This is a genomic window from Nocardia sp. NPDC050718, assembly GCF_040654235.1.
Taxonomy (GTDB): Bacteria; Actinomycetota; Actinomycetes; order Mycobacteriales; family Mycobacteriaceae; genus Nocardia.
Map to the genome: position 1 here is coordinate 319420 of NZ_JBFAHQ010000001.1, position 24540 is coordinate 343959.

Genomic DNA, 24540 nt, shown 5'->3' on the forward strand with positions numbered 1-24540 from the left:
CGCCCTGCGGACCACGTCCACCGGGCGCGGGACCGCGTCCGTTCTGGGGGCCCGGCCCGGCGGGCGGCATCGGCCGACGCGGCGGCGGGCCCTGCCGGTTACCCGGCTGGGGAGGGAGACCCGGCTGTGAACCCCGAGCCGGACGGCCGCCGTGCGGATCATCGCCGAAGGGGGAGGACTCGTAGGGCGAACTCACTGACCAGATCTCCATAACTCGTAAGGTTCAACCGGCACACGACATCCGCGCCGGAGAACCGGCGCGGATACCTTGCACCCCGAACTGTGGCGCCTCGAGCGGTGCCCGGCAGCCCCGTCACTCGGCCGCAGAACGCCGCCCCGCTCGCGAACTCGTCCGGCGCCGGGCCGGCGCGGGCGCCGAACCGAGCACATACGACTGCACCAGGTGGTTCCAGCTGCACGAGCGGCACACCTCGACGACATGCACCGAGAACTCCTCGCTCGACTCTGCCATCCGGATCAGCTCCTCGGGCGTCCGCGCGGAGCCGGCCGCCTGGCCGAGTCCGTCCCCGTACACCCACGACACCAAGGTCAGCTGCTCTTTCCGGCAGATCGGGCAGGTCACCTCGCTACCCCGGCCGTGGAACTTGGCGGCCCGGAGCAGGTACGGATTCGCGTCGCACACCTCGGCGACACCGACCCGGCCCGCGTAGACGTCAGCGAGCAGCGACCTGCGCCGGAGCGCATAGTCGACTACCTGCCGCTGAATTCGCACGATCACCAGAGTAGCCGGGATTGATTTGCGGTGCCGGTGGCACCGCTGCATCCGCGCTCTCGTCGTAAACTCCCGATACCGGGGTCGGCCCGGGTATTTACGCAGGTGAGGCGAGCCAGAACGATGGCTGATTCCGGGCGGGCGCGCAGCGCCGCCGATTCCGTGACGAGGGCGCGTGATATCGATCGCGCGCAGGTGTCGACCGTGCTTGACGCGGCCTATGCCGAGGGCCAGCTGGGTGCCGACGAGTACCACGACCGCACGGCTCGCGCCGGTACGGCGCGGACCCTGGGCGAGCTGGAAAGACTGACCGCGGACCTGCAGTCACCTGCGGTTTTCGGTGGTCAGGCCGCGATCGAACGGAAGCGTTTCGGCCGCAGACACTCCGGCGAGTACCCGGCGCGGACCAGGGCCCGCGACGCCGACCGGGCCCGCACGACCGCGGCGCTGGACGCGGCGCGCGCCGACGGCCAGCTCGACGCCGACGAGCACACCGCGTTCACCGAACTGGCCTCGGAAGCGCGCACTCTCGGCGATCTGTCCACCCTGGTTGCCGAATTGCAGCAGCGGCCGGTGGCGCCGGTGAAGCCGAAGGCGCGCAACACCTTCCGGATCGCCACCATCGGCGCGGTCGCGGTGGTCGGGATCGGCTGTTTCGTCTGGACGGTGCGCGGTGAGGACCCGCCGCCCGCCGTGGTCGCGGCCGCCGCGATCAACTACAACGCCGCGCCACCCCTGGTGATCCCCACACCACGGCTGACCACGCTCATCGGTTTCGTCCAGTTCCGCGACGACTACCGGGTGAAGTTCGGCGACACCCTCGTCGACGAGGCCGTCCTGCACGACGAGCACGCCTCGGCCGTCCGGCGCGAGGCCGGCAATGCCGACTGGACCGCCGACTGGTCCTACCGTGGCGGCTTCGGCCGGTCGAACGCGCAGATCAGCACCCGTCAGCGCGAGAAGATCGACATCGATCTCGCGCAGGTGAACGCGGAGGCCCTCGGGGCCGCGCTGACGAACGCGGCCGCCACCGTCCAGGTGCCCAACGGCGCGGTCACCCACTTCCGGATCGCCGACGACAGCTCGGTGGGGCGGCCGGGGATCACGATCTTCGTGCGCAACGAGGTCGGCCAGTCGGGGCATTTCGTCCTCGCGCTGTCGGGCGAAGTGCTGAAGACCTACCCGTACAAAGGATGACCGAGCGATGAAGACCCCGTCCCCGGCGAAGAACCTGCGCGCCCGCGACGCCGACCGCGCCGACGTGTGCGCCCTGCTCGACGCCGCCCTGGCCGACGGTCAGCTGACCGCCACCGAACACGACAAGCGCACCGCGACCGCCATGCGGGCCGAGACCTTCGGCGCCCTCGATCGCCTCGTCGACGACCTGCAGATCCCGGGCAACCTGGCGCAGCGCCCCGTCGCCCGCGGCGTCCCGCGCGCACCTCGGCGCTGGTGGATCCCGGCCGGCGCGGTCGTCCTGGCCGCGCTGCTCGGCGCGGGCGCAGGCCTGGTCGTCCGTGCCGCGGGCGACGCCGTCTTCGGCGACCCGCTGCCCGACCTCACCACCGGCAACGGATTCGCGCACTTCATCGCCGCCTACCGCTCCGAATACGGCAGCACCGTGGCCGACGATCTCACGCTGTACCCGGACTACGCGATTGTCGAACGGGCCGCCCGAAAACCGGGCAAAGAGGACGATTTGATCTACCGCGGTGACTTCGAACCGTTCGGATCACAAAGTGACCGACGGCCCGACACGAAGTCGTTCGACCTCGCCGCGATCGATCTGGCCCGCTACGCCCGGCTGATGTCCGGCGCACCGCAGTCCACCCGGGTGCCCGGTGGCTCCGTCGTGCACGTCTCGGTCGAGTATCCCTCCGGCGGTGGTAAGTATGCCGAGCCCGAGATCACCATCTATGTGAAGAACGAGCTCAACCAGAGCGGATATATGAAGGTCCGCTTCGATGGTGAGACCGTCTTCGTGTCTACCCCCTAGCCCCTGACCAGGCCCTCTCACCAGCGATGACGCAGTGATGTGCGTCATTGCCCTATGTCTTGTTATATCGCTCCGATATAGTTGGTAGTCGCATCCATCGGTTAGGTCCGCTCGGTCTGTCAGGCCGACATAGTCAGGGAGTGAGGTCGGCAGTGCTCGAATTGGCGATTCTCGGCCTTCTCCTGGACGCGCCCATGCACGGTTACGAGCTGCGCAAGCGGCTGACGGGCCTGCTCGGAGCGTTCCGGGCCTTCTCCTACGGTTCGCTCTACCCGACGCTGCGCAGGATGCAGACCGACGGGTTGATCGCCGAGGAGATTCCGGAGGGCGCGACCGCGCGCCGTGCGCGCCGCGTCTACCGGCTGACGCCGGTCGGGCGGGAACGTTTCAACGAACTCCTCGCCGACACCGGTCCGCAGAACTACACCGATGACGGCTTCGGCGTTCACCTGGCCTTCTTCAGCCGCACCCCCGCCGAGGCGAGGATGCGGATCCTGGAGGGCAGGCGACGCCAGGTCGAGGAGCGCCGAGAGGGACTGCGGGAAGCGATCAAGAAGGCCAGCGGCTCGCTGGATCGCTACACCCGCCAGCTCCACCAGCTCGGATTGGAATCAAGCGAGCGCGAAGTGCGCTGGCTCAACGAGTTGATTGCGGCGGAGCAATCGACGAAGGCGGCACCACAGAAAGAGGGAAAGAGCGGCCATGAGTGATGTCAACAAGGTTGGGTCCGGCGAGGTTCGCGTCGCGATCGTCGGTGTGGGCAACTGCGCATCGTCGCTGGTGCAGGGCGTGCAGTACTACAAGGATGCCGACGAGAACGCCACCGTTCCCGGCCTCATGCACGTCAAGTTCGGTCCCTATCACGTCAAGGACGTGAAGTTCGTCGCCGCGTTCGACGTCGACGCCAAGAAGGTCGGGTTCGACCTGGCCGAGGCGATCTTCGCCAGCGAGAACAACACGATCAAGATCTCCGACGTGCCGCCCACCGGCGTGAACGTCCAGCGTGGCCCGACCCTCGACGGCATCGGCAAGTACTACGCGCTGACCATCGAGGAGTCCGAGGCTCCCGCGGTCGACGTGGTCAAGGCTCTGAAGGACGCCGAGGTCGACGTCCTGGTCTCCTACCTGCCCGTCGGCTCGGAAGAAGCCGACAAGTTCTACGCCCAGTGCGCCATCGACGCGGGTGTCGCCTTCGTCAACGCGCTGCCGGTCTTCATCGCCTCCGACCCGGAGTGGGCGCAGAAGTTCATCGACGCCGGTGTCCCGATCGTCGGCGACGACATCAAGTCCCAGGTCGGCGCGACCATCACCCACCGCGTGATGGCCAAGCTGTTCGAGGACCGCGGCGTGGTGCTCGACCGCACCTACCAGCTCAACGTCGGCGGCAACATGGACTTCAAGAACATGCTCGAGCGCGAGCGGCTGGAGTCGAAGAAGGTCTCCAAGACCCAGGCCGTCACCTCCAACCTCAACGGCCCGCTCTCGGGCAAGGTGCACGACCGCAACGTCCACATCGGTCCCTCGGACTACGTGGAGTGGCTCGACGACCGCAAGTGGGCCTACGTCCGCCTCGAGGGTCGCGCCTTCGGTGACGTGCCGCTGAACCTGGAGTACAAGCTCGAGGTGTGGGACTCGCCGAACTCGGCCGGCATCATCATCGACGCCGTGCGCGCCGCCAAGATCGCCAAGGACCGCGGCATCGGCGGACCGGTCATTCCGGCCTCGGCCTACCTGATGAAGTCCCCGCCGGAGCAGATCGCCGACGACGTCGCGCGCACCCAGCTCGAGGCGTTCATCATCGGCGCCGAGTAGTTCGGGCGAACCGACAAGGCCGGGCCACACGGAATTCCGTGTGGCCCGGCCTTCTTGTTCGTGTGCCCGCTCAGTCGAGCGAGACGTAGACCTCGACGCTCGTCGGGCCGGTGTAGCGCTCCAGTTCGGCGGTGTGCGAGCGGGTGATGGTGCCCGCGTTCTCCGCCTTGATCACCTGGGCCCACGCGGTGCGCAGCAGGTCGTAGGGCTTGTCGGAGACGACGAACTTCGCGTAGCGGCCCGCGGGGATGCGGGTCAGCACGTCGCCGTCGTCGATGTCGTCGAGCTCGGCGACCTCGTAGCCGAGCACGGCGACCGCGTGGTCGTTCTGGCCGATGTAGGCCGCGGCGCGCGGCACCGTCTTCTCCCTGGATAGGTACCGGTCCCAGGTGAAGTTCACCAGGTCCAGGTCGCGCGCGGTCACCTCGCGACCGGCCAGCGGCACGGTGAGTCCCGCGATCAGCCCGTCCTCGAGGGTGACGATCTCGAAATCGACAGCCATGGCTATTCGCCCCCCTGCTCCGCGGTCAGCGAGACGTAGATCTCGACCGTGCGCTCGTCCGGATACTGCTCGTAGTCGCCCGCGTAGGCGCGCTCGAATTCACCGGCGGCCTCGGCGTCCCAGATCTGGCGCCACAGCGCGACGATGGTGTCGCCGCGGTTGTCGCCGGTGGCGACGAAGCGGGCGTAGCGACCCGCCGGGATGCGGGCGAGCACGTCACCGACCTGGAGATCGGCGAGGGTCTTGCACTCGTAGCCGACGATGTGGGTCAGGTAGGAATTGATCTCCGCCGCGAAATCGACGTACCCCGTCGCGATCGGTCCCGGTAACTGCGGTCTCGCCAGCAGGTGCTGCCACGCCTCCACCACCTTGGCGCGGCGTGGCCCCTCCACGGCGAGCGCCGGACTGCGGAGCACCGTGCCCGCGATCAGCGTCTCGGGACGGTCAACGACATTGAAATCCACCTGCGTAGCCCCTATGTCTAGTCTCGTCGTCGCTCGAGCGCATATCTTCCCGCATCGATATGACAGGTTTGGCGCCGGGATCGTTCGACGCGCTGTCGCGTCGCGGCAAACCGGCGGTGCCGACTGGTCGGGCTGGTTCGCGCTCTGGCCAACGATGTTGCCATGTCCGCCGGGGTGTGTGGTCCGGGTGGCCAATCCGTGATCTATCGACCGCCGTCACCACCGAGTCCGGGGAACAATTCGCCGGGCGTGGCCGGGCGTGGCGCGGGCGGGATGATGATCACCGGCGCCGGATTGCGCGGCGTGGTCGACGGCGAGGGGCCGAGCTCCGGCGCGGGGTTGCGTGGCGTCGTCGACGGCGGGGTGATGAGATCCGGTGCCGGGCTGCGCGGTGCGTTGGTGGGCGGGTTGAGAATGTCGTAGGGATTGCTGCCGCCGGGCGCGGGCGCGGGTGCCGGTCCCGGGATCAGCCCGCCGCCACCGGTCATCGCCGGCGTGGGGAACTGCTCGACCGGCGTGCCCGCCAGCGCGGTGTCCATCACCTGCTTCCAGATGTCGGACGGCAGGCCCGATCCCCAGATCGCGCCACCGCGCCCGCCGCGCAGCGGCTGCGGCTGTTCGGTGCCCACCCACACCGCCGTCGACAGCGACGGCGTGTAGCCGATCATCCAGGCGTCCTTGTTGTCCTTGGTCTCGCCCAGCTGGGTGGTGCCGGTCTTGGCCGCCGACGGTCGGCCCTCGGCCAGCCCGTGCCCGTTGGAGTAGTTGGCGATCGGGGTCATCGCCTGGGTGGTGGTGTCGGCGATGCCCGCGGTGATCCGCTGCTCCGGTTCCGGAAGTTGTGCGCCCACCCTGGTTTCCGGCGGGCCACGATCGATCAGCACCCGGCCGTCACCGGTGACGACGCGCTGCACGAAGTACGGCTGGTGATAGACGCCCGACGCGGCCAGCGTCGCGTACGCCGAGGCCATGTCCAAGGGGCGCACCAGATACTGCCCGAGCACGATCCCGTTGAGCGGCGCTTCGCCTGCCTCGGTGAGGGTTTCGACGTCGAGGCCCGGGATGTGCTCGGGAATGCCCGCCAGATGGGCGGCCTCGGCGATCGAGCGCGGGCCGTCGGCCATCGTCATCGTGAGCCGGTAGAAGCTGGTGTTCAGCGAGCGCTTGAGCGCCTCGGTGAGCGTGCAGCGGCCGCAGGAGTCGCCGTCGGCGTTGGTGATGGTGGTGCCGCGGTCGACGACGGGGGAGCTGTCGATCGCCCTGGTCGGCGGAATGCCCTGGCGCTGCGCGGCGACGAGCGCGAACACCTTGAACGACGACCCGGTCTGCAACGGCGCCTGGGCGAAGTCGAAGCCGGTGCCCGCCTCACCGCCGTAGTAGGCGCGCACGGCCCCACTGCGCGGGTCGATCGAGACGACGGCGGCGCGCAGCTCCGGTGGCTGCCACTCCAGCCGCTGGCGCACGGTGTCGACCGCGCCGGCCTGGGCCACCGGGTCGATGGTGGTGGTGATCTGCAAGGCGCCGGTGTTGATGTCGGCGTCGGTCAGGCCTGCGGCGCGCAGCTCACGCAGCACCTGGGTGCGGATGTGGCCCTCCGGCCCGAGCGGCACCGGCTCGGCCGGGAGGTCGGGCAGCGGGATGATCGCCGGGAACACGGTCGCGTCGCGCTCGCCCGGCCCGAGCACCTTCATCTCCACCATGCCGTCGAGCACGTACTGCCAGCGCGCCTTCAGCTGGTCGAGGTGGGTCTCCGGGTCGAGCACCGAGGGCGAGCGGATCACCGCGGCGAGCACGGCGCCCTCGGCCAGGGTCAGTTCGGGCACCGGCTTGTCGAAGTAGGCCTTCGACGCCGCGGCGATGCCGTACGCCCCGCGCCCGTAGTAGATGGTGTTCAGATAGGCCGCGAGGATCTCGTCCTTGCTCCACTGCCGCGACATCTTCGCCGCGATGATCAGCTCGCGCATCTTGCGCGTGACGGTGCGCTCGGAGGTGAGGAAGGCGTTCTTCACGTACTGCTGGGTGATCGTCGACCCACCGCCCGCGTTGTCGTGGCCGAGCAGATTGTCGCGGGCCGCGCGCAGGAACCCGCTCGTCGAGTAGCCGGGGTTGGTGTAGAAATTGCGGTCCTCGGCGGCGAGCACGGCATCGCGCACCGGCATCGGCACGTCGGTGAGCGGGATCGGGATCCGATTGCCGCGCGGCGGGATGAATTTCGTCAGCACGGTGGTGCCGTCGGCGGCCAGCACGGTCGCCGGCTGTTCGACCGCGACCTCGGCGGGCTCGGGGATCTCCGAGCTCCAGTAGATCGCGAAGAACAGCAGCGCGGGCACACAGACGAAGATCACGAACAGCGCCAGCAGCAACCGCCGGATCTTCTGGCCTCTGGTGCGTGGGGCGCGGGGTTCCTCGCCGTCACCGTCGGCGGCCAGCCGGGCGGCCTGGGCGCGGCGCGCCGAGCCCTTGCGCGGTGGCTGGTCCCGGCCGAGCGGGTCCTTGAAACCGGCGATCGAGGTATACGGCGCGTCCGATCCGGAACGCCTGCGCCCGCCCTCGGAGGCCACGACCATCTCCTTCCGGAGCGAGGGGACGAATCCACCGGTACCGACGTGCCATCGACTCCGAAGACTCTACCCGCCGGGTGTCGTGGAACCCGGGAGGAGCGCGTGGGGGCGGCGAACGCGCCGCCCCGCACGATCAGCTCTTCACACCACCGGCGGTCAGACCGGAGATGATCCGGCGCTGGAACACCAGGACCATGATCACCAGCGGCACCGTGACGATCACGCCGGCCGCCATGATCGCCGCGTACGGCTGCACCAGCGGATCGTTGCCGGAGAACTGGGCGATCGCCACCGTCACCGGCCGGGTCTTCTCGCCCGACAGCAGCCGGGCCAGCAGGTACTCGTTGATCGAGGCGATGAACGCCAGGATCGCGGTGGTGAACACCGCGGGCGCCGCCAGCGGCAGCATGATCAGCCGGAACGCCTGGAACTTGGTGGCGCCGTCGATCCGCGCGGCTTCCTCGAGCTCCCAGGGCAGCTCGGCGAAGAACGACGCCAGGATGTACACCGTCATCGGCAGCACGAAGGAGATGTTCGGGATGATCATCGCCTGGTAGTGGCCGATCCAGCCCAGATCCGTGAACAGCTGGAACAGCGGCGTCACCAGCACGACGGCCGGGAACATCGAGGCCGACAGGATCAGCCCGGAGACCAGGTACTTGCCCGCGAACGCCATCCGGGCCAGCGCGTACGCGGCCAGCACGCCGAGCAGCAGCGCCACCGCGGTGGTCGCGGCGCCGATGATCACGCTGTTGAGCAGCGCCTGCCCGAAGTTGTTGCCGCGACTGGTGTCGAAGGCGTTGCGGAAGTTGTCCAGCGTCACGTGGGTCGGCCACGGGGTGCTGTCGAAGGTGTAGGCCTGATCGCGGAACGCGACGACCGTCATCCAGTAGAACGGGCCGAGACCCCACACCAGCACGATCAGCACACCGAGGTACATCCGCACGGTGCCGATCCGCTGGCGCAACGACACCGGCTGCACGGGCGCTTCCGCGCGCTCGACGGGCGCCTCTTTCGTCATCGAGATGCTCATCAGTTCGCCTTCCGCTGTTCTTCCTGCGTGCGAACGGCGTTGGCGCCCAGCACCTTCACCAGCACGAACGCGATAGCGAAGACGAGCAGGAAGGTGATCGTCGAGAGCGCGGCGGCGCTGTTGGGACCTTGGCGCACCTGCTCGACCACCAGGATCGACAGGGTGTTCGTCGCGGGGTTGCCCAGCGTCATGATCGCGGGCAGGTCGTACATGCGCAGCGCGTCCATGGTGCGGAACAGCACCGCGACCAGCAGCGCGGGCTTGAGCAGCGGCAGCGTGATGTGCACGAACCGCTGCCACGCCGACGCGCCGTCGACCTTGGCGGCCTCGTACACGTCGGCCGGAATGACCTGCAGGCCCGCCAGAATCAGCAGCGCCATGAACGGGGTCGTCTTCCACACGTCGGCGATGATGACCGCGAACCGCGACGCCCAGACGTCGGAGGTCCACAGGATGTGGGTGCCGAGCACCCGGTTCACCACGCCGTCGTACTGGAACATGAACTCCCACAGCCGCGCGGTGACGGCGGTGGGGATGGCCCACGGGATCAGCACGGCGGCGCGCAGCAGGGCCCGGCCGCGGAAGGTCTTGCCCATCACCACGGCCATGCCGAGGCCGAGCACCATTTCCAGCGTCACGGTCACCACCGTGAAGAACAGGGTGACCCCGACCGCCGACCAGAACTGGGAGCCGAGCGTGCCGGTCGGGCAGGCGACGGTGCCGCTGAGCGTGTTGCACTGCTGCAGCAGCCAGTGCGTGTAGTTGCTCAGCCCGGCGCCGCCGCCCTCGACGAACATGCCGGTGGCCGGGTCGATCCCGGAGTCCTTCTGGAAGGACATGATGATCGCCTGGACCACCGGATACCCGATGACCACGGCCAGCGCGACGAGCACGGGCGTGACGAACAGCCACGCCTTGCCGGATTGTCGCAGTTCCAGCGCTAGCCCGCGCTGCTTGGCTCCCGAAGGATCCGACACCGTTTCTACTCTCCTACGGTCTGGTCGGGTCCGCTGCGCGCTCCGCTACGAACCGGCGGTCTCGATGCCCTTTTGCATGCCGGCGACAGCGTCGTCGACGGACTTCGTGCCGTTCAGGGCAGCATAGGCGTTGTCCTGGATGGCCTTCGACACCGCCGGATAGAACGGGGTGACCGGGCGCGGCACGGCGCTGGCGATGGATTCCTTCAGCGCCGGCAGGTACGGCATCTTCGCGATCAGGGCCGGGTCGTCGTAGAGCGAGGCGCGCACGGACGGCAGCGCGCCCGAGGCGATGATCTGCTGCGCCTCTTCGCTGATCAGGTAGCGCACGAAATCGGCAGCGGTGGCCTTGTTCTTGGAGAACGCGCTGATCGCGGCGTTGTAGCCACCGAGGGTGGACGCGCCGACGCCGGTGTTGCCTGGCAGCGGGGCCACGCCGAACTTGTCCTTCACCGAGGAGGTGTCGGCGTTGGCCTGGGCGTACAGGTACGGCCAGTTGCGCAGGAACAGCAGCTTGCCGGACTCGAACGCGCTGGCGCTCTCGCCCTCCTTGAAGGTGATGGCTTCCTTGGGGATGTCACCGCTCTTGTAGGCGTCGACGAGGACCTTCAGGCCCGCCTTCGACTCCGGGCTGTTCACGGTGGGGGTCTTGCCGTCGGCGCCGACGAAGCTGCCGCCGAAGGCGTTGATGACCTCGGAGGTGTTCACCGTCAGGCCCTCGTAGGGGGCGAGCTGACCGGCGTAGCAGCCGATGTTGTTGTCGCGGGCCACCTGGCACTGGCCGAGCATCTCGGTCCAGGTCCGCGGCGCGTTGGGCACCAGGTCCTTGCGGTAGTACAGCAGGCCGCCGTTGGTGTTGCGCGGGGCCGCGTACAGGGTGCCGTTGTAGGTGGCGCTGGCGACGGTCGGCGCGAGCAGCGGCGCGGTGTCGATCGCGAAGGTGTCCTTGAGCGGCTGGATCCAGCCCTTCGCGGCGAATTCCGCGGTCCACGGCACATCGAGGGCGACGACGTCGTAGCCGTCCTGCTTGGCGCGGAAGTGCTCGGCGAGGTCGTCGTGCTGCTGGTTGGCGTCGGCCGACTGCTCCTTGAACGTCACCTGCTCGTTCGGGTGCGCGGCGTTCCAGCGGTCGATGAGCTGCTTGACCACACCGGTCTCGGTGGTGTCCTTACCCTCGACGTAGGTGATCGGGCCGCGGCCGGTCAGGTTCTGGTCGAGCGCGTTGCCGCCGTTGTCACTCGAGCAGGCACTGGCGAACGATGCGGTAAGCAACGCAATCGAGGCAGCAGCCATCGTCGCTCTGGGGACAAACTTCAAGGCCATCGCAGACACTCCAGGGTCGAGACGTGAGCAGCAGCACACCCGTGCGGTGCACGGGTCAACATACATGGTGGGTGGGTGTCACGTCCGATCGTCCTGTCCAATCACATACTTTCCAGTCAGTTCGCGAACGGATCACAGTCGCCTGCGGTGCCCTACCCTCGACGGGGTGACCAGTCCATCGCCGTCGACGCCCGACCGGATGCTCTCGCGCATCGGGGGTTTGCTGCGCAAGGCCGAGGCCACCGACAACGAACACGAGGCCGAGGCGTTCCTGGCCGCGGCCCAGCGGCTGGCCACCAAATCCTCGATCGACCTGGCGGTGGCGCGATCGCACGTCGCCGACCGGGAGCGCAGGTCCACGCCGGTGCAGCGGATCATCCCGATCGGTGAACCGGGGCGAAAAGGGCTGCGCACCTACGTCCAGCTGTTCGTCGCGATCGCCGCCGCCAACGATGTGCGCTGTGATGTCGCCCGCAGCTCCGCGCAGGTCTACGCCTACGGTTTCGCGGCCGATATCGACACCTGTGAGGCGCTGTACGCGAGCCTGCTGATCCAGATGGTGCGCGCGTCCGATCACTACATCAAGTCCGGCGCCTACCGGGAGGCGACGGTGATCAAGATCGTCGCCGAGAAGCGCTTCGGGCGCACCGTCCGCCGCAAGGTGGAGGCGCCGGTGGCCGGCGTCACCGCGCGGCTGAACTTCCAGATGGCCTTCGCCGCCCGGGTCGGCGCCCGCCTGGCCGAGGTGAAGGCCGAGGTCGTCGCCGAGCAGGCCCCGGCCGCGTCGACCGGCACCGCGCTGGCCCTGCGCGACAAGGAACTAGCCCTCACCGACTTCTATACGGCCACCTCGGACGCACGGGGCACCTGGCGCGGACCGCAGACGTCGACCGGGCACTCGGCCGCCGCTCGCCGGGCAGGCGACCGCGCCGGGCGCGCGGCGAGACTGGGCACCGCACCCGAACTGCCCGCCGCCCGGGCGAAACTCGGCCGATGAGAGCGCACCTGCTCGGTCGTTCGCCGGGACGGGGCAGCGTCGCCGCGATCGGTCCGAACGTCCGGAACGGGCGCGGTGGCATCGCCTGATCCCGGCCGTCGCCGGGATACCCAGCGGGCCAAGGTCTACGACGCCGAGCAGCTGGTCCGGGGTGTGTTCGATCGCGCGCAGGAGTTCGGGCACCGTACGGTCGAGGTTTACGGGTCGCAGCTCACGCTGCCGGTCGAGCGGCGATTCGCCTCGGTCGAGTCGGTGCAGTCGTACGCGGACAAGGTGCTGACGCTGAATTGGGTCCGCGCGCAGTGGGACAGGGCGGCGGTGCCGGTGCGGGTCCGCGCGCGGTCCGGTGCGTCGGCCGCCCACTACGAACCCGCCGACGCGGTGCTGGCCGTGCCGTTGCACACGGGAGCGACGGCGTGGGCCCTGCGGGAGCTGGTGGTGCTGCACGAACTCGCGCACCATCTCGCGCCCAGCGAGGGGGAGGCGCCGCACGGCCCCGAATTCTGCTCTCGCTACGTCGAATTGGTCGAGGGTGTCATCGGTCCCGAGGCGGCCCTGCTGGTCCGCGCGACGTTCGCGGGCTGTGGGGTTCGCTTCGGCTGAGATCTGGCTCGCCGCCGTTGCGTTTCGCGACCGCCGGTCCGTCCATAGGCCGCCTGCCGCACGGCCGCCGATACGTGGGCGTCCCGGTGCGCGGTGGGCGTGTTGCTGCGCAGACATGGCGAATCCCGCCGGTGCCACGGCACCAGCGGGATTCGGGGAGGGTTGATCAGTCCTCGGCGACCCGCAGGTCGACCTCGATATTGCCGCGCGTCGCGTTGGAGTACGGGCAGACCTGGTGGGCCTGCTCGGCCAGCGCCTGTGCCTCCTCGCGGGACAGGTGCGGCAGCGTGATCTCGAGCGTCACGGCCAGCCCGAAACCGCCGTTGTCGTTCGGGCCGATCGACACCTGCGCGCCGACCGCGGAATCGGCGACGTTCGCGCCCGCCTTCTTGCCGACCAGACGCAGTGCCGAGTGGAAGCACGCGGCGTAACCGGCCGCGAACAGCTGCTCGGGGTTGGTGCCCGCGCCGTCGCCGCCCATCTCCTTCGGCGGCGCGAGCACGACGTCGAGCTTGCCGTCGGTGCTGCGCGCGGTGCCGGAGCGGCCTTCGCCGCTGGCCAGGGCTTCGGCGGTGTAGAGGACCTGCATGGGAGCTCTCATTTCTCTGTGAGGGTGTCGGTGAGTTTGCGGAGTAGTCCGCGCAGTGCGGTGACCTCGTCGGTGGACAGTCCCGCGATCTGGGCCATCTCGACCGGGATCCGGCACGCCTCGGCGCGCAGGTTCCGGCCGTGGTCGGTGAGCACGATGTCGACGCGACGTTCATCGTCGGCCGCTCGGCGACGCTCGACGAACCCGGTCGCCTCCAGCCGCTTGAGCAGCGGAGACAGCGTTCCCGAGTCCAGTTCGAGCGTCTTGCCGAGCTCGCCGACGCTGCGCCCGTCGCGCTCCCAGAGCGCGAGCATCACCAGGTACTGCGGATAGGTGAGCCCGAGCCGTTCCAGCTTCGGCCGGTAGACCGCCGTCATCGCCCGCGAAGCGGCGTACAGCGGGAAGCAGAGCTGCTCGTCGAGGGTGAGTCCGTCGGTCATGTCAACAATGTAGCCCACAATTAAGTTGTGCACAACCATTCAGTGGAAGGCGACGGCGAGGAACCCCGAGACGTACGCCACCCCGAACAGCACCGGTACCCACTGCTCGATATGCGACAGCGGCCAATACCGCGCCCGATCCCGCCCCTCCCCGAGCGCCCACCACTCGCCCTTCCAGAACGGCGACGCGGGCAACCGTTCCTCCAGCGCCCCCACCACCTGATACTTCGCGGCGTTCAGCAAGCGATAGCTGCGCACCAGGTAGAACCAGGCGAAACACTGCCCGAGCACCGCGATCAACGGGATCACCAGCCACCTCGCGGTATCCGGGGGCGGTGACTTCCCGAACACGGTGACCAGGGTGAAGATGCCGGTATTGAGCGTCAGGAAGAACGAGTTCGCCAGGCCGCGCCGCGCGCTCACGCGGTCGGCCATCTCCACGTAGAGCCGGTACTGCTCGAGCACGGCGCTGTCATAGGCGCGGTCGTCGGGCTCCCGGCCGGGCGCCGGGTCGTTCCACAGCCGGGCGCGCAGCTCGGTCCCTCGATCGTCGTCGTCCACCGCTCGCCTCCACGGTGTCGCGTGCAGGGTGATCACGCTCCGAGCCTGCCGCCGACGGGCGGGCGGGTCGCGGGTAGTCGACTACTCGGCTTCGGGTGCGTCGAGTAGCGCGCTGACGCGTGCGTACCGGTCCAGCCACCAGGCCGTGCGGTCCGGGTCGGGGTGCCGGTACTTGTCGAGCAGGGCCGGGTCGGGTTCCGGTGCGGTGGCCGGGACGGTCAGCCAGCCGTTCACCGGCCGGAGCGATTCGGCAACGAGGTCGCCCTCGAACAGGGCGATGGTCCCCAACCCGCAGGCGAACTCGAGCTGCGGCAGGGCGCCCGCCAGGGCGATCTGGGCGGCCAGTCCGACGCTCGTCTCCAGGGCCGACGACACCACCGTCGGCAGTCCCGCCGCGTCGGCGACGGCCAGCGCCCGCCGAACGCCGCCCAGCGGAGTGCACTTCAGCACGGCGACATCGGCGGCCCCGGCCACCGCGACGCGCAGCGGATCCTCGGCCCGCCGGATCGACTCGTCCGCCGCGATCGGCACCGCCACCCGCCGCCGCACCTCGGCCAATTCCTCGACCGTCCGGCACGGCTGCTCGACATACTCCAATCCACCAGCGGCCCGGTCGATCTCACCGATATGCCGCACCGCGGTATCCACATCCCACACCGCGTTGGCGTCCACCCGAATCGCCCCGTCGGCCCCGATCGCCTCCCGCACGGCGGCGACCCGCACCATATCCTCCGCCAACGACCCGGGATGATCGGCGACCTTCACTTTCGCTGTCGCACACCCCGACTCCCGCACGATCCGCCCGGCCCGCTCCCCATCGACGGCGGGCACCGTGCAATTCACCGGCACCCGCTCCCGCACCGGCGCGGGCCACCCCACCATCGCCTGCTCGACCGCGGTAGCCAACCACCCCACCGCCTCCCGATCCCCATACTCCGGAAACGGACAGAACTCCCCCCACCCCAACTCCCCCCGAATCAACATCCCCTCCCGCACAGTGATCCCCCGAAACCGCGTACGCAGCGGAATCGCATAAACGAACATCTCGGCGCCCACGCCCCGATCGTAGAACCCGGGTAGTCCCGCCCGTGCCCGTGTCGGCGTCGGGCGCGCCGACACGGGCGGGGGTTCAGAGGCGTTCGATGATGGTGGCGTTGGCGAGGCCGCCTGCTTCGCACATCGTCTGGAGGCCGTAGCGGGCGCCGCGCTGGTGCAGGGCGTGGACGAGGGTGGTGGTGAGGCGGGCGCCGGAGGCGCCGAGGGGGTGGCCGAGGGCGATGGCGCCGCCGTTGACGTTCACCCTGCTCAGGTCGGCGCCGGTTTCCTGGGCCCAGGCCAGGACGACCGGGGAGAAGGCCTCGTTGATCTCGATCAGGTCGATGTCGTCGAGGGTCAGGCCGGACCGCCGCAGCACCTTCTCGGTGGCGGGGATGACGGCGGTGAGCATGAGCAGCGGATCGTCGCCGGCGACGGCGAAGCTGTGCAGCCGGGCCAGTGGGCGCAGGCCCAGCTCGGCGGCGCGTTCGCCGGACATGATCAGCACCGCGGCGCTGCCGTCGCTGACCTGGCTGGCCGAGGCCGCCGTGATCTCCCAGCCGATCTGCGGGAAGCGCGCCGCCATGGCCGGGTCGTAGTAGGCGGGCTTCAGCTTGCCCAGGGTCTCCAGGGTGGAGCCCACCCGGATGCCCTCGTCGGTGTCGAGCCCGTGCAGCGGCGCCAGCTCGGCGGCGAAGAGTCCGTCCTTGGTCGAGCGGGCGGCCTTCTCGTGGCTGCCGAGCGCGAACTCGTCGAGCTGGGTGCGGGTCAGCCCCCACTTGGCGGCGATCAGTTCGGCGCTGATCCCCTGGGGCACCAGCCCGTCCGGGTAGCGCTCGGCGAAGGCGACGCCGGACAGGTCGGTGGCCCCGATCAGATTGGCGCCCATGGGAACCCGGCCCATGGACTCCACGCCTGCCGCCACGACGATGTCGTACGCGCCCGCGATCACACCCTGGGCGGCGAAGTGGATGGCCTGCTGACTGCTGCCGCACTGCCGGTCGACGGTGGTGGCCGCCACCGACTCGGGATACCCGGCGGCGAGGGCGGCCCGCCGGGTCATGTTCGAACCCTGTTCCCCGACCTGGGTGACGATGCCGCCGATGACATCGTCGATCAGGGCCGGATCGATGCCGCTGCGGTCGACCACCGCGCGCAGGCTGTGCGCCAGCAGGTCGACGGGATGGACGTCGTGGAGTGCGCCGTTCGGCTTGCCCCGCCCGATGGGGGTGCGTACCGCTTCGACGATGACCGCGTCTCGCATGGGAGTCCTCTTTCGACGGTGAGCCAACGCTGGCTCTATCAAACAATAGCCAGAGTAGGCCCTAGCTATCATCTCCTCAAGTCAGATATGGGTATGATGTCGGTCATGGCAGCCGTGATGGAAGGGCCACTGGCCGATCTGAGCAAGTGGGGTACCGAGGGCTGTTCGATCGCGCGGGCCATGGACCTGATCGGCACCCGCTCGGCGGTGCTCATCCTGCGCGAGGCGTACTACGGCACCACCCGCTTCGACGGCTTCGCCCGCCGCGTCGGCATCACCGACGCCGCCGCCGCGAGCCAGCTGCGCAAACTCACCACGGCGGGCCTGCTCGAAAAGCGCCCCTACCAGGAAGAAGGCAAGCGCACCCGGAACGAGTACGTGCTCACCCCGATGGGCCGCGACCTGCTCCCGGCGGTCGTCGCCCTGTGGCAGTGGGGCGACACCTACCTCCAGCCGGGCCCGGCACCCCTGCATCGCGTCGACGTCACCACGGGCGAACCCGTCCGCGCCGAACTCCGCAGCGCGGACGGCACCGAGGTCCCCCTCGAACAACTGGCCGTCCGCGTCAACCCCGACTACCTCCGCTACCGCGACGCCGAGCGCGCGAAGAACAGGGACGCCACGCCCTGACGGCGGTCGGTGGCCGCCGCCGTTCGGTCAGGCGGTGAAGACGCCGATGTTCACGTCCTCGGTGCCGAGGGCCTGGAACAGGCTCACCCAGAGCAGCACCATCGGCTCGGTGCTGCGGGCGGTGTGCAGCGGGCCCAGGTCGATGAGCTGATCCGGTGCCCAGCCGAACGCGAGCAGCAGTTCGGTGACTGTCTTCTTGGCGGCGGCGTCGTCACCGCTGAGGAAGATGCTGTGCTTGCCGGGGATCCGGCCCGGGTCGACCATCACCTGGTTGTTGGTGGTGTTGAGTGTCTTCACCACGAAGGCGTCGGGGAAGGCGGCCTGGAGCGACTCGGCGACGCTGCCCTCTTCGGGCACAACGAGTTTCGGCGGGAAGCCCTGGGAGAAGTCGAGTGGGTTGGACACGTCGACCACGACCTTGCCGCGCAGGTTGTCGGCCCCCGCCGCCGTGAGCGCGGCCAGTGAGACGGTGCCGGAGGTGGCGTTGACGATCAGTTCGGCCTCGGCCGCCGCGTCGGCGAAAGTGCCGTGGGCGCCGCCGGTTTCGGCCGCCCAGGCCGTGGCGTCGGCATTGTCGGCCGTGCGCGAACCCATCGTCACCGTGTGCCCGACCTCGACCAGCTTGCTCGCCAGCCGACGGCCGACCTGCCCTGTCCCGAGTACTGCTACGCGCATGTCCGCTACCTCGTCTGTCGAGTAGCCCGGCGAGCACCGGGCCCGAACAGCATAGGTCCAGGTGAGGGCACCCGCCGAGCGACTACGCGCAGAGCTGAATCGGGTGTGGCGGGCGAGCGGCGGCAGCCGCCCGCCCGGTCACGCTCAGCGCAGGCGACGACCGTCCGCGGCGCTGAAGAAGTACACGTGCTCGGGATCGGCGACCAGCTGGAGCAGCTCGCCCTTGGCCGGCGGCTTACGCCAATCCACCCGCGCGACAATGGTTTCCCCGGTCTGCCCGCTTGCCCCGTCGGAGACCGCGCGACCGTAGACGTAGGCGTCGGAGCCGAGCTCCTCGACCACGTCGACCTCCATCCGCAGCCCGCCGTTGCCCACCTCGAGATGCTCGGGCCGGATGCCGAGCACGACCTCGCCCTCACCCGCGTCGGCCACCGCGCGCGGCACCCGCACCGGGTAGCCGCCGATGGTGACCGTGCCGTCGGCGACGGGCAGCGTGAACAGGTTCATCGCGGGCGAGCCCATGAACCCGGCGACGAACATGTTCGCCGGATCGCGGTACAGGTCGCGCGGCGACGCGCACTGCTGCAGCAGGCCGTCCTTGAGCACGGCGACGCGGTCGCCCATCGTCATCGCCTCGACCTGGTCGTGGGTGACGTAGACGGTGGTGGTGCCCAGCCTGCGCTGCAGCTGGGCGATCTGGGTGCGGGTCTGCACGCGCAGCTTGGCGTCGAGGTTCGACAGCGGCTCGTCCATCAGGAAGACCTGCGGCTGGCGCACGATCGCGCGGCCCATCGCCACCCGCTGACGCTGACCACCGGACAGCGCCTTGGGCTTGCGGTCCAGGTACTGCTCGAGGTCGAGCAGCTTGGCCGCGGCCAGCACCCGCTCGTCGCGCTCGGCCTTGGACACCTTGGCCAGCTTCAGCGCGAAGCCCATGTTCTCCGCGACCGACATGTGCGGGTAGAGCGCGTAGTTCTGGAACACCATCGCGATGTCGCGATCCTTGGGTTCGGCGTTGGTGACGTCGTTGTCGCCGATCAGGATGCGGCCGCCGTTGACCTCCTCGAGGCCGGCCAGCATCCGCAGCGAGGTGGACTTGCCGCAGCCGGACGGGCCGACGAGGACCAGGAATTCGCCGTCGGCGATCTCCAGGTCGAGTGCGTCGACGGCCGGCGTGGTCGCACCGGCGTAGAGCCTGGTGGCGCGGTCGAAGGTGACAGTAGCCATGCGTGGTTCAACATCCCATCCCGGCAGGAACGTGCCGGACGATCCGAGTACAGGGTCGCAGGGATCGTAGCGGCCCGCCCGGACCGGTTCGGTATTTCCGGGTAGCCTCGGGCGCGGAGCCCACCCGAGTGCCGAGGAGCACGGTATGAGTCGTCCGGTCCGTATCGGAGTCCAGCTTCAGCCGCAGCATGCGCCCGAGTACGCGCTCATCCGCGACGCGGTGCTGCGCGCGGAGGACGCGGGCGTGGACATCGTCTTCAACTGGGACCATTTCTTCCCGCTGACCGGTGATCCCGCCGGCGCGCATTTCGAATGCTGGACCATGCTCGGCGCGTGGGCCGAGCAGACCGAGCGGGTCGAACTCGGCGCGCTGGTCACCGGTGGCGGGTACCGCAATCCCGATCTGCTCGCGGACATGGCCCGCACGGTCGACCAGATCAGCGGCGGCAGGCTGATCCTCGGGATCGGCGCGGGCTGGTTCCAGCGCGACTACGACGAGTACGGCTACGACTTCGGGACCCCGGGCACCCGGCTGAACCTGTTGAAGGACAGCCTCGCCCGCATCGACGCCCGGCTGAAGAAGCTGAATCCGGCGCCGGTCCGCGACATCCCGATCCTGATCGGCGGTGGCGGCGAGCGCAAGACGCTGCGGCTGGTCGCCGAGTACGCCGACATCTGGCACTCCTTCGTCGACGTGGCGACGCTGGCGCACAAGAACAAGGTCCTCGCCGAGCACGCCGCCGACATCGGCGCCGACGCCGACCGGATCGAGCGGTCGGTGCAGTGGCAGGGCCGCGAGCAAGCTGACGCGTTGCACGCCGCCGGTGTCACGCTGTTCACCGTCGGCGTCTCCGGCCCCGACTACGACCTGAGCACTGTGCGCAAGGCCATCGAATGGCGCGACGATGTGAACCCCGAACTCCTGGAAGGCCTCGCCTGACCTGCTGATCCGTCCCGACGCGGGGTGCGCGTAACCCTCGCCGTGCAAGGTTGCGGCTAGGGTTTATCGCCATGGCAGGTGTGCGTGCTGTGCGAACCCGGGCGCGGATAGCCGCGTTGTTACTGCTCGTCGGCGTGACCGCGACCGGCTGCGGCGACGGCGCTGACACGGCGACGCGTGATCTGTGTTCCCCGCCCGGCGCGAGCGCGGCCACGGCCGCGCCGACCAACCTCGCCTCCTCGGCGACGGCGGGCACCGATCGCTACACCACCGCGACCACCGCGCCGGTCGAGTCAATCGACACCGGCAAGCTCGGCCTGCTGAATCCCGGAACGCTCAGCGTCGGCACCCTGTCGGACGCGCCGCCGAGCATCTGCGTGAACAGCCAGGGCACCTTCACCGGATTCGACAACGAACTGCTGAAGGCGATCGGCGCGAAGCTCGGGCTGCGGGTCGAGTTCGCAGGCACCGAATTCGCCGGGCTGCTCGCGCAGGTCTCGGGCAAGCGCTTCGATGTCGGCTCGTCCAACATCACCACCACCGACGCCAGGCGCGAGTTGGTCGGCTTCACCAACGGCTACGACTTCGGCTACTTCTCGCTGGTCGTGCCGCAGAACAGTGCCATCAAGGGCTTCGGCGACCTGAACAGTGGCACCAGGATCGCGGTCGTGCAGGGCACCGTGCAGGACGAGTTCGTGGTGAACCAGCTGAAGCTGGACCCGGTGAAGTTCCCCGACTACAACACCGCGTACGCGAATCTGAAGTCCGGCCAGGTCGACGCCTGGGTCGCCCCGTCGGCGCAGGCCGAGGGGGCGATCGAGCCCGGCGACGGAATCGTGGTCTCGGAGAACACCTTCAGCCTGGACAACTTCGTCGGCTACGCCGTCGCCAAGACCAACCAGCCGCTGATCGACGCGCTGAACTCCGGGCTCGACGCGGTGATCGCCGACGGCACCTACGCCCGCCTCTACGAGGACTGGGTGCCGCGCGAACTGCCGCCCGGCTGGAAGCCCGGCTCCAAAGCCGCGCCGGCCCCGCAACTTCCGGACTTCGCCGCCATCGCCGCGGAGCGGGAGCCGGGGCAGGCCGAGCAGGCGCAGCAGAAGTCGACCCTCGAGCAACTGAAGGACACGTTCTTCGACTGGTCCCTGTACCGCAAGGCCTTTCCCGACCTGATCAAGACCGGTCTGCCGAACACGCTGATCCTGGCGCTGGTCTCGGGTGTGCTCGGCACGGTGCTCGGCATGATCCTGGCGGTGATGGGCATCTCGCGCACCCGCTGGCTGCGCTGGCCCGCCCGCGTCTACACCGACATCTTCCGCGGCCTGCCCGCCGTCGTGATCATCCTGCTGATCGGCCTCGGCATCGGGCCCGTCGTCCGCGGCATCACCGGCGGCAACCCGTACTGGCTCGGCGCGATCGCGCTGGCGCTGCTCGCGGCCGCCTATATCGGCGAGATCTTCCGCTCCGGCATCCAGTCGGTGGAGCCGGGACAGCTCGAGGCCGCCCGTGCCATCGGCTTCGGCTACCGGCAGGCGATGACGCTGGTGGTGATCCCGCAGGGCGTGCGGCGGGTGCTGCCCGCGCTGATGAACCAGTTCATCGCGCTGATCAAGGATTCGTCGCTGATCTACTTCCTCGGGTTGCTCGCCTCCCAGCGTGAGCTGTTCGCCGTCGGCCGCGACCTCAACGCCCAGACCGGCAACCTGTCCCCGCTGGTCGCGGCCGGTCTGATGTATCTCGTGCTGACCATCCCGCTCACCCACCTGGTGAACTACATCGACGGGCGGATGCGCACCGGCAGACCGACGCCCGCCGACCCGATCGAGCAGGCCGTCATCACGGAAGGACGCGGAGCATGAGTGCCTCCCTGACCGGTACCGGCCTCAACCTGACGCTGGGCAACAACCACATCCTGCGCGGGGTCGACATCCACGTCGAGGCGGGCCACGCGACGACCGTCATCGGCCCGTCCGGCTCGGGCAAGTCGACCCTGCTGCGGGTGCTCAACCGCCTGCACGAACCCGATTCCGGCGACGTGCTGCTCGACGGCAAATCGGTGCTGCGCGACGATCCCGACAAGCTGCGCCAGCGCATCGGCATGGTGTTCCAGCATTTCAACTTGTTCCCGCACAAGACGGTGGCCGACAATATCGCGCTCGGCCCGCGCAAGCTGCGCGGGCTGTCCGCCGAGCAGGCGCGGGCACTGGCGCTGGAACAGCTCGAGATCGTCGGGCTGGCGGACAAGGCCGACGCCCGGCCCGCGTCGCTGTCGGGCGGTCAGCAGCAGCGCGTCGCCATCGCCCGCGCGCTGGCGATGAAGCCGGAGCTCATGTTCTTCGACGAGGCCACCTCGGCACTGGACCCGGAGCTGGTGAAGGGGGTGCTCGCGCTGATGGCAGACCTCGCCTCGGGCGGCATGTCGATGATCGTGGTGACGCACGAGATGGGCTTCGCCCGCAGCGTCTCCGACAGCGTCGTGTTCATGGATCGGGGCGTCGTCGTGGAGACCGGCACCCCCGACGCCGTCTTCGACAACGCGGAGACCCCGCGCCTGCGCCGCTTCCTCGATCAGGTCCTCTGACCAGCTCTAACGCGATTACAGCAACGAATGCGCAACTGTTAATGTCAGAGGTGTTCCAGTGTGAATCGACCAGTACGAGTACAGGGAGAGCACCGATGACAACGGCACATGTCGAGCATCCAGAACACACCCACGTCCACGGCCCCACCTGCGGGCATGTCGCGGTCCCGCACGGTGACCACGTCGACTACGTCCACGACGGCCACCTGCATCGCGAACACGAAGGCCATTTCGACGAGTGCGAGACCTCGGCGCATGTCGAGCATTCCGCCCACGACCACGTGCACGGCCCCGGTTGCGGGCATGTCGCGGTGCCGCACGGCGACCATGTCGACTACATCCACGACGGCCACCGGCACGCGGCGCACAACGGCCACTACGACGACCACTGATCCGCTGAGCGCGCTCGCGCGCCCGTAATACTGTCGGCTCGACGGCCGATCCTGCGCCGGATACTGTTCGGTGTCCTGGCGGTCAGCTGAATGTCTGCCGATTCAAGTTTTTCTGGGGAGAGCTCGGCGGATGGTCAGAACAATCAGGCGCGCACTGGCTTTGGGGACCGCCGCGAGCGTGCTGGCGGTCTGCGCCGCCGTCCTCGGCGTCGGCACCGGCCTGGCCGAGGGCGGCGGCGACCCGATCGTCGAGTCGAAGAAGCTGCTCGCGACGCCGACCACCGCGGACGGCTCGCACATCGTCTCCAGCCGGATCGGCGAGCGCGATCTGAGCATGCTGGTCTTCTCGGCCGCGATGAACAAGGCCGTCACGATCAAGGTGCAGCGCCCGAAGGACGCCTCGCAGCCGCGACCGGTGCTCTACCTGCTCAACGGCGCGGGGGGCGGCGAGGACCGGGCGACCTGGTGGCAGAACACCGACGTCGGCGATTTCCTCGCCACCAAGGACGTCAATGTGGTGATGCCGATCGGTGGCGCCTGGGCGTACTACACCGACTGGCAGCGCGACGATCCGACGCTGGGCCGCAACAAGTGGCGCACCTTCCTGCTCGACGAGCTGCCGCCGCTGGTCGACCAGGCCCTGGGGACCAACGGCGTCAACGCCATCGCCGCCAACTCGATGACCGCCACCGCCGTGCTCCAGCTCGCGGAGGCCAGGCCGGGCTTCTACCAGTCCGTCGCCGGGTACAGCGGGTGCGCGCAGATCGCCGATCCGATCGGTCAGCAGTTCACCAAGCTGGTGGTGGAGACCTACGGCGGCGGCGACGTGCGCAATATGTACGGCGCCGACGACGACCCGGCCTGGGCCGCCAACGATCCGGTCCTGCATGCCGAGAAGCTGCGTGGGACAAGGCTGTTCGTCTCCGACTCGTCCGGTCTGCCCGGCCCGCACGACAGTATCGACGACCCGTACATGATGAACCCGACGCCGGTCGGCCTGGCGAACCAGCTCATCGTCGGCGGGGTCATCGAGGCCGCGGTCAACTGGTGCACCCGCAACCTCGAGGCCAAGCTCGGCGAGCTGGGCATTCCGGCCACCTTCGACCGCCAGGCTGCCGGAACCCACTCGTGGGGCTACTGGCGCGACGCCTTCCACCGGTCGTGGCCGGTGCTCGCCGCGGGGCTCGGCCTGCCCGAATAGG

Annotated in this window: 26 protein-coding genes; 12 read left to right on the plus strand and 14 right to left on the minus strand. The window is 69.1% G+C overall.

Annotation, left to right across the window (positions count from 1 at the left end):
- Window positions 1-313: 313 nt before the first annotated feature.
- Window positions 314-733: a DUF5318 domain-containing protein gene (locus AB0H54_RS01450; RefSeq protein ID WP_218718591.1), complete on the minus strand. Its 420-nt coding sequence runs from the start codon at window positions 731-733 to the stop codon at window positions 314-316.
- 123 nt (window positions 734-856) lie between these two features.
- Here AB0H54_RS01450 and AB0H54_RS01455 point away from each other — a divergent pair, with 123 nt between their 5' ends.
- The 4 genes from AB0H54_RS01455 to AB0H54_RS01470 all read left to right on the plus strand — a co-directional run bounded on the left by AB0H54_RS01455 (window position 857) and on the right by AB0H54_RS01470 (window position 4541).
- On the plus strand, window positions 857-1930 hold the full coding sequence (locus tag AB0H54_RS01455) for a DUF1707 domain-containing protein (RefSeq protein WP_357342013.1): 1074 nt from the start codon (window positions 857-859) through the stop codon (window positions 1928-1930).
- Between the two features lie 7 nt (window positions 1931-1937).
- On the plus strand, window positions 1938-2729 hold the full coding sequence (locus AB0H54_RS01460) for a DUF1707 domain-containing protein (RefSeq protein ID WP_357342014.1): 792 nt from the start codon (window positions 1938-1940) through the stop codon (window positions 2727-2729).
- A 152-nt stretch (window positions 2730-2881) separates the two neighbouring features.
- A complete protein-coding gene (locus tag AB0H54_RS01465; RefSeq protein WP_110037815.1) occupies window positions 2882-3439 on the plus strand; it encodes a PadR family transcriptional regulator in 558 nt (185 codons plus the stop codon).
- On the plus strand, window positions 3432-4541 hold the full coding sequence (locus tag AB0H54_RS01470) for an inositol-3-phosphate synthase (protein ID WP_355275116.1): 1110 nt from the start codon (window positions 3432-3434) through the stop codon (window positions 4539-4541). The genes AB0H54_RS01465 and AB0H54_RS01470 overlap by 8 nt, the downstream gene beginning before the upstream one ends.
- Window positions 4542-4611: 70 nt before the next feature.
- Here AB0H54_RS01470 and AB0H54_RS01475 read toward each other — a convergent pair whose 3' ends face one another.
- From AB0H54_RS01475 to AB0H54_RS01500, 6 genes are all read right to left on the minus strand, one after another.
- Entirely contained in the window at window positions 4612-5043 is a 432-nt protein-coding gene (locus AB0H54_RS01475) for a GyrI-like domain-containing protein (protein ID WP_355275114.1), read from the minus strand.
- A 2-nt stretch (window positions 5044-5045) separates the two neighbouring features.
- Window positions 5046-5507, minus strand: coding sequence for a GyrI-like domain-containing protein (locus AB0H54_RS01480; protein WP_355275112.1), 462 nt, complete (start codon window positions 5505-5507; stop codon window positions 5046-5048).
- Window positions 5508-5710: 203 nt separating this feature from the next.
- Complete coding sequence (locus AB0H54_RS01485; RefSeq protein WP_357342016.1) at window positions 5711-8074, minus strand: transglycosylase domain-containing protein; 2364 nt, start codon at window positions 8072-8074, stop codon at window positions 5711-5713.
- A 127-nt stretch (window positions 8075-8201) separates the two neighbouring features.
- Window positions 8202-9008: a carbohydrate ABC transporter permease gene (locus tag AB0H54_RS01490; RefSeq protein ID WP_255587778.1), complete on the minus strand. Its 807-nt coding sequence runs from the start codon at window positions 9006-9008 to the stop codon at window positions 8202-8204.
- Between the two features lie 92 nt (window positions 9009-9100).
- Entirely contained in the window at window positions 9101-10039 is a 939-nt protein-coding gene (locus tag AB0H54_RS01495) for a sugar ABC transporter permease (protein WP_357344146.1), read from the minus strand.
- 84 nt (window positions 10040-10123) lie between these two features.
- Window positions 10124-11401, minus strand: coding sequence for an ABC transporter substrate-binding protein (locus AB0H54_RS01500; RefSeq protein ID WP_357342017.1), 1278 nt, complete (start codon window positions 11399-11401; stop codon window positions 10124-10126).
- Between the two features lie 199 nt (window positions 11402-11600).
- Between AB0H54_RS01500 and AB0H54_RS01505 the strand changes: the two genes are divergently transcribed.
- On the plus strand, window positions 11601-12398 hold the full coding sequence (locus AB0H54_RS01505; RefSeq protein ID WP_357344148.1) for a DUF2786 domain-containing protein: 798 nt from the start codon (window positions 11601-11603) through the stop codon (window positions 12396-12398).
- 75 nt (window positions 12399-12473) lie between these two features.
- Window positions 12474-13001: a TIGR04338 family metallohydrolase gene (locus AB0H54_RS01510; RefSeq protein WP_357342018.1), complete on the plus strand. Its 528-nt coding sequence runs from the start codon at window positions 12474-12476 to the stop codon at window positions 12999-13001.
- 166 nt (window positions 13002-13167) lie between these two features.
- Here the strand turns inward: AB0H54_RS01510 and AB0H54_RS01515 are convergent, their stop codons facing one another.
- From AB0H54_RS01515 to AB0H54_RS01535, 5 genes are all read right to left on the minus strand, one after another.
- Window positions 13168-13590 carry an organic hydroperoxide resistance protein gene (locus AB0H54_RS01515; protein ID WP_357342019.1) on the minus strand — a complete coding sequence of 141 codons (423 nt, stop codon included), beginning with the start codon at window positions 13588-13590 and terminating at the stop codon, window positions 13168-13170.
- A gap of 8 nt (window positions 13591-13598) precedes the next feature.
- Window positions 13599-14030, minus strand: a complete 432-nt coding sequence (locus AB0H54_RS01520; protein ID WP_355275105.1) for a MarR family transcriptional regulator — start codon at window positions 14028-14030, stop codon at window positions 13599-13601.
- A 39-nt stretch (window positions 14031-14069) separates the two neighbouring features.
- The gene (locus tag AB0H54_RS01525; protein ID WP_357342020.1) at window positions 14070-14591 is read right to left on the minus strand and encodes a hypothetical protein; all 522 of its coding nucleotides are present in this window, start codon (window positions 14589-14591) and stop codon (window positions 14070-14072) included.
- An 81-nt stretch (window positions 14592-14672) separates the two neighbouring features.
- Complete coding sequence (locus AB0H54_RS01530) at window positions 14673-15635, minus strand: o-succinylbenzoate synthase (protein ID WP_357344150.1); 963 nt, start codon at window positions 15633-15635, stop codon at window positions 14673-14675.
- A gap of 85 nt (window positions 15636-15720) precedes the next feature.
- Complete coding sequence (locus AB0H54_RS01535; protein WP_357342022.1) at window positions 15721-16890, minus strand: thiolase family protein; 1170 nt, start codon at window positions 16888-16890, stop codon at window positions 15721-15723.
- A gap of 93 nt (window positions 16891-16983) precedes the next feature.
- On the opposite strand from AB0H54_RS01535, the gene AB0H54_RS01540 reads away from it, so the two are divergent.
- Window positions 16984-17520 carry a helix-turn-helix domain-containing protein gene (locus tag AB0H54_RS01540; RefSeq protein WP_357342024.1) on the plus strand — a complete coding sequence of 179 codons (537 nt, stop codon included), beginning with the start codon at window positions 16984-16986 and terminating at the stop codon, window positions 17518-17520.
- Window positions 17521-17547: 27 nt separating this feature from the next.
- Here the strand turns inward: AB0H54_RS01540 and AB0H54_RS01545 are convergent, their stop codons facing one another.
- Complete coding sequence (locus AB0H54_RS01545) at window positions 17548-18195, minus strand: NAD(P)-binding domain-containing protein (RefSeq protein ID WP_357342026.1); 648 nt, start codon at window positions 18193-18195, stop codon at window positions 17548-17550.
- Window positions 18196-18339: 144 nt separating this feature from the next.
- Window positions 18340-19422 carry a sn-glycerol-3-phosphate ABC transporter ATP-binding protein UgpC gene (ugpC, locus tag AB0H54_RS01550; protein WP_357342028.1) on the minus strand — a complete coding sequence of 361 codons (1083 nt, stop codon included), beginning with the start codon at window positions 19420-19422 and terminating at the stop codon, window positions 18340-18342.
- 145 nt (window positions 19423-19567) lie between these two features.
- Between ugpC and AB0H54_RS01555 the strand changes: the two genes are divergently transcribed.
- The 5 genes from AB0H54_RS01555 (at window position 19568) to AB0H54_RS01575 (ending at window position 24539) form a co-directional block, all read left to right on the plus strand.
- Entirely contained in the window at window positions 19568-20362 is a 795-nt protein-coding gene (locus AB0H54_RS01555) for an LLM class F420-dependent oxidoreductase (protein ID WP_357342030.1), read from the plus strand.
- Between the two features lie 71 nt (window positions 20363-20433).
- Window positions 20434-22224: an ABC transporter substrate-binding protein/permease gene (locus AB0H54_RS01560; RefSeq protein WP_357342032.1), complete on the plus strand. Its 1791-nt coding sequence runs from the start codon at window positions 20434-20436 to the stop codon at window positions 22222-22224.
- Window positions 22221-22946: an amino acid ABC transporter ATP-binding protein gene (locus AB0H54_RS01565; protein ID WP_357342034.1), complete on the plus strand. Its 726-nt coding sequence runs from the start codon at window positions 22221-22223 to the stop codon at window positions 22944-22946. Before AB0H54_RS01560 ends, AB0H54_RS01565 begins: the two co-directional genes overlap by 4 nt.
- 95 nt (window positions 22947-23041) lie before the next feature.
- Window positions 23042-23338: a hypothetical protein gene (locus tag AB0H54_RS01570; protein WP_357342036.1), complete on the plus strand. Its 297-nt coding sequence runs from the start codon at window positions 23042-23044 to the stop codon at window positions 23336-23338.
- A 130-nt stretch (window positions 23339-23468) separates the two neighbouring features.
- Window positions 23469-24539 (plus strand): alpha/beta hydrolase family protein, encoded by a 1071-nt coding sequence (locus AB0H54_RS01575; RefSeq protein ID WP_357342037.1) that lies wholly within the window; start codon window positions 23469-23471, stop codon window positions 24537-24539.
- Window position 24540 lies beyond the last annotated feature (1 nt).